At 60.2% G+C, this 9,035-nt stretch carries 9 protein-coding genes; 4 read left to right on the top strand and 5 right to left on the bottom strand.

Features of this window, described 5'->3' with window-relative positions; translation table 11 throughout:
* Nucleotides 1-304, top strand: a 304-nt coding sequence (locus BSG09_RS17075; RefSeq protein WP_139246254.1) for a zinc ribbon domain-containing protein, incomplete at its 5' end; no start/stop codon positions are given.
* Between the two features lie 149 nt (nt 305-453).
* On the opposite strand, the gene BSG09_RS17070 is transcribed toward BSG09_RS17075, so the two are convergent.
* Together BSG09_RS17070 and BSG09_RS17065 are read right to left on the bottom strand one after the other, a co-directional pair.
* A complete protein-coding gene (locus tag BSG09_RS17070) occupies nt 454-729 on the bottom strand; it encodes a PadR family transcriptional regulator (RefSeq protein ID WP_008011976.1) in 276 nt (91 codons plus the stop codon).
* 233 nt (nt 730-962) lie between these two features.
* On the bottom strand, nt 963-1,295 hold the full coding sequence (locus BSG09_RS17065) for a winged helix-turn-helix domain-containing protein (RefSeq protein ID WP_092935254.1): 333 nt from the start codon (nt 1,293-1,295) through the stop codon (nt 963-965).
* A 671-nt stretch (nt 1,296-1,966) separates the two neighbouring features.
* Here BSG09_RS17065 and BSG09_RS17060 point away from each other — a divergent pair.
* Entirely contained in the window at nt 1,967-2,128 is a 162-nt protein-coding gene (locus BSG09_RS17060) for a DUF7563 family protein (protein WP_449289259.1), read from the top strand.
* 439 nt (nt 2,129-2,567) lie between these two features.
* Entirely contained in the window at nt 2,568-3,071 is a 504-nt protein-coding gene (locus BSG09_RS17055) for a DUF7344 domain-containing protein (protein ID WP_092935252.1), read from the top strand.
* 141 nt (nt 3,072-3,212) lie between these two features.
* On the opposite strand, the gene BSG09_RS17050 is transcribed toward BSG09_RS17055, so the two are convergent.
* The 3 genes from BSG09_RS17050 to BSG09_RS17040 all read right to left on the bottom strand — a co-directional run bounded on the left by BSG09_RS17050 (nt 3,213) and on the right by BSG09_RS17040 (nt 6,980).
* Nucleotides 3,213-4,874: a DUF7282 domain-containing protein gene (locus BSG09_RS17050; RefSeq protein ID WP_092935250.1), complete on the bottom strand. Its 1,662-nt coding sequence runs from the start codon at nt 4,872-4,874 to the stop codon at nt 3,213-3,215.
* Nucleotides 4,875-5,027: 153 nt separating this feature from the next.
* Nucleotides 5,028-5,528 carry a helix-turn-helix transcriptional regulator gene (locus tag BSG09_RS17045; protein WP_092935248.1) on the bottom strand — a complete coding sequence of 167 codons (501 nt, stop codon included), beginning with the start codon at nt 5,526-5,528 and terminating at the stop codon, nt 5,028-5,030.
* 465 nt (nt 5,529-5,993) lie between these two features.
* Nucleotides 5,994-6,980 carry an NAD-dependent epimerase/dehydratase family protein gene (locus BSG09_RS17040; RefSeq protein ID WP_092935246.1) on the bottom strand — a complete coding sequence of 329 codons (987 nt, stop codon included), beginning with the start codon at nt 6,978-6,980 and terminating at the stop codon, nt 5,994-5,996.
* A 274-nt stretch (nt 6,981-7,254) separates the two neighbouring features.
* On the opposite strand from BSG09_RS17040, the gene allB reads away from it, so the two are divergent.
* Entirely contained in the window at nt 7,255-8,625 is a 1,371-nt protein-coding gene (gene allB, locus BSG09_RS17035; protein ID WP_092935243.1) for an allantoinase AllB, read from the top strand.
* Nucleotides 8,626-9,035: the final 410 nt, after the last annotated feature.

The raw sequence follows: 9,035 nt of genomic DNA, 5'->3' as shown, positions 1-9,035 counted from the left end.
TGAAGTCGTAGAAGTGTCCGAACGGGACACGAGCAAGACGTGTTGCGTGTGCGGTAGGGAAGACGACGGTCAGCGTGTTGAACGCGGGTTGTATGTGTGCGAGTCGTGTGACGCGGCGTTCAACGCTGATGTGAACGGGGCGGAGAACATCTGTCTCGGCATCAACGAAGAAAGTAACTCTGAGTCTGCGCCCGGTTTGGGTGGGGATAGGAGTACCGGCTGGTTGGCACAGCCCGGAGTCTACCTGTATGACCTCTCCTGCGGATTCCAACCGCAACGAGAGGTGGTGGACTGCAAACCGTAATATCCCAACCTTGGGATTCCTCCGCCTTCAGGCGGAGGAGGATGTCAAGCCTGTGTTACCGCCACGAGCGGCTCAGCGAGGGCAGCCGTCCTAGCACTGTTGCTGCCGCGTTACTCGCGGATCTAGCATCGGCTTCCCGAGCGTCCGATCTAAAAGTCGACGTACTGTTCCTCCCACTCCCGACGAGCTTCGATCTGTTCTCGACCGGCATCGGTGATCGCATAGTAGTTCGTTCGTCTGTCGAGCTGTCCTTTCTCGACCAGCTCTTTGTTCACGAGCGTATCGAGATTCGGGTACAACCGCCCGTGATTTATCTCCGAGCTGTAATATTTCTCGACCTCGTCTTTGACGGTCTGCCCCGACGGGCGGTCAGCTCCTGCGATCACGTACAGCAGGTCGCGCTGGAAGCCGGTCAGATCGTGCATTGCTCAATCACACAGACCGTTCCACTGAGTGGATATTTGTTATCCGTATCATACAGTGACCCTTCCGTCCGTTTACACTGTGTTACTCGAGCGTAACTGCGGCTTCTCGTGACAGTCACTCGATCGGCAGCGGGACCGTTGTGACGGCGCTCGAGGGGGATCTCGTCCAGGCAACGTTGCTGGTTGAGACAGCAACCGGATAGCTATCGCGTCGGTAATACGTTCGTCGGCGGTCAGCCGTCGCTCTCTGCCACCGCGACGTTAATGCCGTCCGCGTCGATTCGGACGCGAAGGACGTCGACGGTCGACTCGTAGGCGGTCGTATGTGAGCCGTCGTCTTCGAATCGCACGCATTCTTCGATGAGATCGCTCTCGAGGAGATTGTTGATTCGTCGGTACACCGTTGCCGACGAACTCTCCGTTCGTTCGGTCAGTTCCTTTGCCGTCTTCGGCCCTTCGCTCGTTGCGATGAGGATCGTCCGGGCACAGTCGTCCCCGAGGACGTCGAGTTGGGCCGCTGGATCGGCGGTCGATTCCGATCGGGTGTTACTCGCTTGTGTTGACATGATTGTGATCACCCGTCATAGACGGGGCGTGTCTGTTCGCTCTTTGGGAGAGGTGCCGATTCGAGAGGGCCGAGATACTGCCGGCCGTCACCGGACGTGAGAGCCGCCGAGATCATCCGGCGAACCCACCGTACGGACAGCCCACAGTATCACTGGACCACCACTGCCGGGGATACCACGGTTACATTCCGACACAAGGATCGGTAAGCGATAGTGGTATTTTATAACGATGTACCTTACAAACTGCCGCCACTTCGTTCCACGACGTAAGATCGCATTTCGAGGCGGAAACTACAGCTTTCAACACCGTCCTGCCATCGGCAACAACGCGTTTGCTCACTGAATGAACGCCAATACAGCTGAATTCGGATTGAGGTCGAACGACGAGTCTTCGGCGACACTTCGGGTATACCCCTGCTACTGACCGATATCGGCCAGCAAGAGGTTGTTTCCCTGCTCTCTAGACCAACGTCGCTTATGAACAGTCAACGTCCTTTATTCGCGTTTGCTCCCCTCGATACGACGATGTCCGGACGGGTATCGGGCTGGCTGAACGGTCTCGTCGCTGCATCGGGACTGAGCGCGACTGGTTCCGCGTGTGGCGAGATCATCGATACGCGTCCGCGTACACCCCCAAACCCATGAACGCCAAACAACACGACTGGAAACCCATGGAATCGTCGACAGCAGGCGCTCGATGCCGAAACTGTGGGACACACGTCACACAGCAGTTCGCTCGCGTCTTCGGTGATAACGGTGATATCGTCCATGGCTGCCCGTCCTGTACGACATATCGGGAGATGCAATCCGGCGGCCATCTCCCCGGCGAATAAGTTCGAAACCATCCGCGTGTTTTCCGGCAGCTTTCGTTTCCCGAGCGTCCACCGCCCTCTCCCTCGAGTCCGCACCCTCGATCAGTGACAGGCGTGGTGGACTGCTCCGGTCTGCTGTCCCGCTGTCCCGGTGGGATCGCAGACCGGTCGCGGTCGGCCGGCACTGACTGACAGGAGTCCGTATGATCCAGGCTCCTATCAGAGAGGTCCGGTGTCCCCGTGACCGCCCCGCCGAGCGCCGAGCACTCGGGGCAGCAACCCGTCTGACTGCCTGCCTGTACCGTCTTCCTACCACAGACTGCATGCACCTCGGTCACGTGGATCCCGTCAGCACCCACCGTAACCTGCAAAAGTTAAAGTTAGTGGTCAGTGAAGTGGGGATACATGGTCATTGGTGGTGGACGGCCCCTCGAGAACCCTCGCGTCTTCTCTCTCATCGATGTCAGTTCAAACGAACAGAACTGAGCCACTCGAGGAGAGCGAGGTCTTTCACATCCTCGGCAACGATAGACGTCGGGCTATCGTTCAGTTGCTCGCAGCGGCGGATGGACAGATCGATGTCTCCGACGTTGCGACCGAGATCGCCGCGACCGAATCGGACACCACGCCCGTTCCGAATAACCTCTACAAGAGCGTCTACGTTTCTCTCCAACAGACACATCTCCCGCAGCTGGAAGAAGACGCCGTGATCGAGTACGACTCCGACGCGAAGACGATTCGCCCCGGCGGCCACTTCGACGAGGTCCTCCAGTACGTCGACGGCCACTCGGACGACTACTCCCGCGTCTTGCAGCTCCATCTCGGACTCTGTACCCTTGGCCTCGTGATCATCGCGCTGGCCGGTCTCGAGGTACCCGTGTTCTCGAGCATCGATCCGGTACTCTCGAGCGTCATGATGTTTCTCGCCGTTGCCGCAAGCAGTCTGTATCAACTACTCGGGTGAGACGAGCGTCGGTGGGTACTGACGGCTCGCTGCTACACGTCGAGCAGCGCTTACTGTCCAGTCGGTCGCTCATCGTCGTCGACGAGAAAAGACGCGTGTCCGGTAGGGCGGCAAAGCAGTGACGAGCCGAACTGAAACCGATTAGTCGGCCGTCACGCCACTATCGGCTCCGTCATCGAAACCGTCGTCGGTTTCGTTGATGCCGATCTCGTCTTCATCCGTCTCGTTTTCGAGACCGGTGTCGTCTTCGGTCTCGTCAACGCCCTCTTCGACACCAACATCGTCGGCTTCGGTCAACTCGATCGTCGCGACTTCGCCGGCTTCGTCACCCAGCACCATGTGGATGTACTCGCCGGGCTCGAGGTCACTGGTGTCGACCTCGAACTCGACGATTTCGCTGTCGCCACTCTCGAGAGTCACGTTCTGGTCGGCGACGAGGTCACCCTCGAGACGGAACTCGATCGTTTCGGTGCGTTCCTCATCAGTGGGGTTCGAGACGTTCGCCGTCACGGTGATGTTCTCACCGATCGTGGCGCTGTCTGGTGCCTCGAGATCACTGATGTTGAACGCGGTCGCCTCGAGCTCGTCCTCGACTTCCTCTTCTTCGGTGACGTTGTCCTCCTCGAGGTCTTCGTCAACCGGTTCTTCTTCAGTGACGTTGTCCTCTTCAAGGTCTTCGTCGACCGGTTCTTCTTCAGTGACGTTGTCCTCTTCAAGGTCTTCGTCGACCGGTTCTTCCTCAGTGACGTTGTCTTCATCCTCCTCCATCTCGTCTTCGACTTCCTCTTCGTCGGCTGGCATCTCCTCGACGGTGACGTTGTCAGCCGAGACGTCGCCGTCAGTGATGTCGTCGATCTGATCAACGATCTGCTCAGTGTCGACGTCTTCACCGACGACAGCGATGTACGCGGTGACGTTCTCGAGGGTTACGTCCTCGATGGTTGGGTTTTCGACTGTAATGAAGACCGGCTGCCCCTCACCCTCGACCGGAATTTCTTCTATCGGCATCTCGTCTTCGTCCGGCACTTCTTCAGTGACGTTATCGACGTCCTCTTCATCGTCTGCCATGTCGTCTTCGACCGGCTCTTCCTCGGTGACGTCATCGACGTCGTCTTCATCATCAGCCATGTCGTCTTCAGCCGGCTCTTCCTCGGTGACGTTGTCCTCGGCTGGCATCTCGTCAGCCGGTTCCTCCTCAACTGCGCCTTCGACGGTGACCACTGCCTCGTCGGTCACCGGTTCGCCGTCAGGCGTGAGGAACGGAACGTCTTCTTCACCCTCAGTCTCGACGAAGTCGTACGTCTCGTTCTGGTTCGTATCGCGATGCGGCATCGCGATCAGGGTCTCGCTCTCCTCGAGCGGGTCGTCGAGCGTCACCGTGACGTTCTCGTGAGTCCCCGCTTCGAGGTACTCCGAGGTGCCGATGACGCTGTCGATGACGTTGCCGACGAGGAGGCTACTGTCGTGGATCGACACGAACCCGGGGCTCGCCAGCGTGACGTTCGCGACGACGACCGTCTCGCCGTCGGTCGTCTGATCGTTAAACGTCACGTACGCGGGTTGTTGTGCGGACTCGTTGTCCGCCGCCTCAGTTTCGTCCTCGTCGTCACCCTCGGCGGTGACGCCGTCCTGTTCGTCGACTACAGTCTCGTTTGCTGTTTCGTTTGCCGAGTCGTACTCGTCCTCGCTGGTGTCGCTGCTCTGGATGGCATTGCCGCTCGCTGCGGCTGTTACCATCGCCCCGCTCGAGCACACGAGCATCAGCGCGGTAAGTACGACGAGCACCTGATTGCGTGCGTTCATGGTTGCCGTAAAGGCATCTTCCCCGTCGTTCGTACAGCGGATAAACTGGCAGAACCATTACGCTGAGAAATCGGATACTACGACTCAGCGGGCGTGTACGCAGTGGCAGCTTCGCTCACGGAAAACAACGATTGTTGATAGGAACGGTCCCCGCTAGTCGTCATGGGTCTGTTCGGACGATTTCGACGCTGTCGGTTCGTGACCCGGGAGACAAACCAGATTCTCCCGCCCGAGGCGCAGTTTCGTGACCTGATCGTCCTCCTCGAGGTCGGCAAGTAGTCGGCTGACCTTCGCTTTCGACCAGTCGACGGAGTCAACGATATTGGACTGCTTCATTCGGCCGCCGTTTTCCTGGAGGAGTTGCCGAACGCGCTCTTGGTCAGTCAGAAACTCCTCGTGGTCCGTCTCCGCATCGGATGTCAGTGAGCCTGCGTTCCCGTATCGGTTTCGTGCGATGAGCACCGCTCCGAGAAGCGCAAGCGCGAGCATGCCGATGAGTGCGGCGAGGTGGGCACTTCCATCGAGTTGGAGCGGTCGACCCGCCCACGGTGCGAACCCGGATCGTGAGCCTGCGCCCGCCACATCGACAACCGCGTTACTGATCGACGGAACGAACGCTGCGGTGGACGCGGCAACCAAGTGATAGATGCTCATGGCTGTAGCAAATCCGTATTCGCCTCGTTCATGTCCTGTACGGTCGTGACCACTCTACAAATCCTTTTTTATAGCCCATATGCTGTTAGTATTCTATCTGTATCTCTTTCCGTCCGTGAATTCCACTCGACCGACCGATACCGAGCCGCCGTCGTCGCTGGCCAGTCACTTCGGCTGCGGCGCTGTCGACTCGATTCGTGAGCGCCCGGGCGAAACAGTCGCCAATCATGGGATAGGCCGCCTTTGTTCAACGGATCGAATAAACTAGACCGGACGTTTGAGACGGTTAGTGCGGATTTTCCCCGGATTTCCGAAGTAAAAAAACGTTGGTGTGACTCTCTCCGAATCAAACACGACGCGATGAGTCCCGCGTCTCGGTCGACTCTGACTTCGTCGCCCATCGATTTCGTGTTCGACACACCGACGAGATTCAGCCGGCGTCGTACCGATCCCGCCGGATCGAGCTCAGCTATACGACCCGCTTCCCTGGCGTTCTTGAACGGGGCCGGTATCCTCGTCGGTCAGCGTCGCCGTCCCCTCTCCGACCAGCGACCGAATCCCAGACTCGAGGCTGATTCGCGTCTCGAATCCGAGTTCGCGCGTCGCCTTCGACGTGTCCGCGCCGCTGTGTCTGATGTCACCGGGGCGGGGTTCGCGGTGGACGATCGGTGACGAGGACCCAGTTGCATCACGGATCGTCTCGGCCAACTCCTCGATCGTCGTTCGCTGGCCCGTGCCGACGTTGTACGCCTCGCCGACTGCATCGGTCGTCGCCGCCTGCATGTTCGCCCGGATGACGTCGCTGACGTGGACGAAGTCACGACTCTGCTGGCCGTCTCCCTCGACCGTGATCGGCTCACCTGCCCGCGCCTGCTCGAGAAACGTCGAGATGACGCCGCTGTAGGGGCCCTGCTGGCGCGGTCCGTACACGTTGAAATACCGCAACGCGACGGTCTCCAGTCCGTACAGTTCCTCGTAGAGGCGCGTGTACTGGTCAAGTGCGAGCTTCTGGACCCCATACGGCGAGGTCGGGTTCGTGCGTGCCGTCTCCGAGACTGGGAGTTCGTCGGGGTGGCCGTAGACCGCCGCGCTCGAGGCGACGACGACCCGCGCATCTTCCTGGCGGGCCTGCTCTAAGAGTAGCAGGCTCGCCTCGAGATTGGTTTCGTTGCTTTGTCGGGGCGCGTCGACGCTCTGAGAGACGCTGACGAGCGCGGCGTGGTGAAAGATGATGTCGACGCCGCGGGCAGCCTCTTGGACGGCGATCGGGTCGCGAACGTCGCCGTCGATCACCGCCACGCCCTCTGGGAGGTGGGCTCGGTCGCCCGTGCTGAAGGTATCGAGGACCCTGACCTCGTTGTGCGGGTGGAGCGCATCGACGAGATGGCTGCCGATAAAGCCCGCACCGCCGGTCACGAGCACTGTTCGGTCGCGAATCGCTGGCGAGTCCATCCCGCCTCGCTACCAGTCCCTCGCTGTTTAGTATCCGACTCGTACCCCCTGCTCTGCGGTCAGTATCCCGTGGAAGGCACTGCCTACAGGCCCGTTCGTCGCCAGTGTGCGGTGCAACGGGAACTGACTCGAGCGCCACCCGCGTTCCGATTGAGCTGTCGCCCGTGCGAACGCGAACGAGACGAGCCGACGAACTGTGTCAGCATCCGAGCCGATCCAGTACTGCGAGTCGTTTGGGGAAGCTATATGCGCGGCCCTCGGCAACCCCAGGGCAATGACCGTCGATCTCGTCGTGCGCAACTGTACCGTCGTGACGCCCGCGGGGCGAACCCCCAACGGGGGCGTCGCAGTCGAGGACGGCACTATCGTCGCCGTCGGCCGCAGCGACCGGCTCCCCGACGCCGACCGCGTCGTCGATGCCGACGGAAACGTGCTCGTCCCCGGCATCATCGATGGCCACATCCACAACCGCGAGCCCGGCCTCGAGTACAAAGAAGACTGGGAGTCCGCGACGCGAGCGGCTGCTGCCGGCGGCGTGACGACCGTCGTCGGGATGCCCAACACGGACCCCGTCATCGACCGGCCCGACCACCTCGAGCTCAAGTTCGAGCGCGGCGAGGCGTCGGCCCACGTCGACTTCCAAAGCTACGCCGTCGTCACCTCCGAAAACATCGATCAGATTCCGGCGATCGACGAGGCCGGCGCGCTGGGCTTCAAGATCTTCCTCGGCTCGACGGTCGGTGACGTGCCGCCGCCGAACGACGGCGAGATTCTCGAGGCGATGGAGCGAATCGGCGAGACGGGCAAACGGCTGGGCTTCCACGAGGAAAACGGCGAGATCATCGACCACTACACCGAACAGTTCCAGGCCGAGGGGCGAACCAAGCCGATCGACCACTCTCACTCCCGGCCCGTGATCGCCGAACAGGAGGCGGTCGAGCGGATGCTCACCTTCGCCGAGGAAACCGGCGCGAAGATCCACATGTTCCACGTCTCCTCGGGCTCGGCAGCCGAGGCCGTCGCCCGGGGGAAAGCCCGCGGTGTCGACGTCACCGCCGAGACCTGTCCCCACTACCTCTGGTTCACTGAGGAAGTCATGCGCGAGAAGGGCAACGTCGCCCGCGTCCAACCACCTATTCGGGATGCCGACGAGCAGGCCCGACTCTGGAACGCACTCGAGGAGGGTGCGATCGACACCATCGCCACCGACCACGCCCCCCACACGCCCGACGAAAAGAAAGTCGACGATCCCTTCGGCAACACTTGGGACGCGATTTCGGGCTTCGTCGGCCTCGAGACCGAAGTCCCTGCCATGCTTTCGTTCGTCGACGAGGGCCGGTTCACGCTCGAGGAGTGGGTCCGTCGCCACTCGACGCGTCCGGCACAGGTCTGGGGAATGTACCCACAGAAGGGGTCGCTGCAGGTCGGCACCGACGCGGACTTCACAATTATCGATCCCGATGCCGAGTGGACGCTCACGGACCGCGACACCCTGCACTCGAAAAACTGCGTGACGCCGTTCGAGGGCGAGTCTTTCACCGGCAAAGCGGTCACGACGGTCGTCCGCGGCGAAGTCGTTTACGAGGACGGCGATGTCGTCGGCAAGTCGGGCTATGGCACCCGCGTCGACGTCGATACCGAGTAGCGACCGCCTCGAGTCACCGTCTTCGGAACGAGCTTCGATTTCTGCGTCGCGTGAACCCGATGCTGGATCCGATTGCGTGTTGTAATTACCGATGCGAGTGCTCTACTGGGCATCTAGCCGATTCTTCGTTCCCCTGAACGTCACCGCAGAGTATCCGCTTACTTCCAGTGTTCAGGATTGATCTATACCAATAACTACAGTTATTGACATTTAGGTCGCGGGGTCGCCGGGACAGCCGGATTGAAGCGATGGTCAGTAGCTACTCCCGTGATTGAAACCATACGACTCGAGCAACCGCTCGAATTCGGTCGAGTTGATGCTGCTTCTCCGTGATTGTATCCGTAGTACTGTAGCGCATACTAGAATCTGAGAGATTACTTTTAGGCGTAGATAACGTCGGATGGTAGTTA

It is taken from the genome of Natrinema hispanicum, from assembly GCF_900111485.1.
Taxonomy (GTDB): Archaea; Halobacteriota; Halobacteria; order Halobacteriales; family Natrialbaceae; genus Natrinema; species Natrinema hispanicum_A.
The sequence above is the reverse complement of the archived record's forward strand: the minus strand, read 5'-3'. Positions and strand labels throughout refer to the sequence as shown.

Bases quoted from the DNA above. Each gene is read 5' to 3' on its own strand.
- BSG09_RS17045 (WP_092935248.1), bottom strand. From the start codon at position 5,528: ATGAGCATCTATCACTTGGTTGCCGCGTCCACCGCAGCGTTCGTTCCG.
- allB (WP_092935243.1), top strand. From the start codon at position 7,255: ATGACCGTCGATCTCGTCGTGCGCAACTGTACCGTCGTGACGCCCGCG.
- BSG09_RS17040 (WP_092935246.1), bottom strand. From the start codon at position 6,980: ATGGACTCGCCAGCGATTCGCGACCGAACAGTGCTCGTGACCGGCGGT.
- BSG09_RS17070 (WP_008011976.1), bottom strand. From the start codon at position 729: ATGCACGATCTGACCGGCTTCCAGCGCGACCTGCTGTACGTGATCGCA.
- BSG09_RS17060 (WP_449289259.1), top strand. From the start codon at position 1,967: ATGGAATCGTCGACAGCAGGCGCTCGATGCCGAAACTGTGGGACACAC.
- BSG09_RS17050 (WP_092935250.1), bottom strand. From the start codon at position 4,874: ATGAACGCACGCAATCAGGTGCTCGTCGTACTTACCGCGCTGATGCTC.
- BSG09_RS17065 (WP_092935254.1), bottom strand. From the start codon at position 1,295: ATGTCAACACAAGCGAGTAACACCCGATCGGAATCGACCGCCGATCCA.
- BSG09_RS17055 (WP_092935252.1), top strand. From the start codon at position 2,568: ATGTCAGTTCAAACGAACAGAACTGAGCCACTCGAGGAGAGCGAGGTC.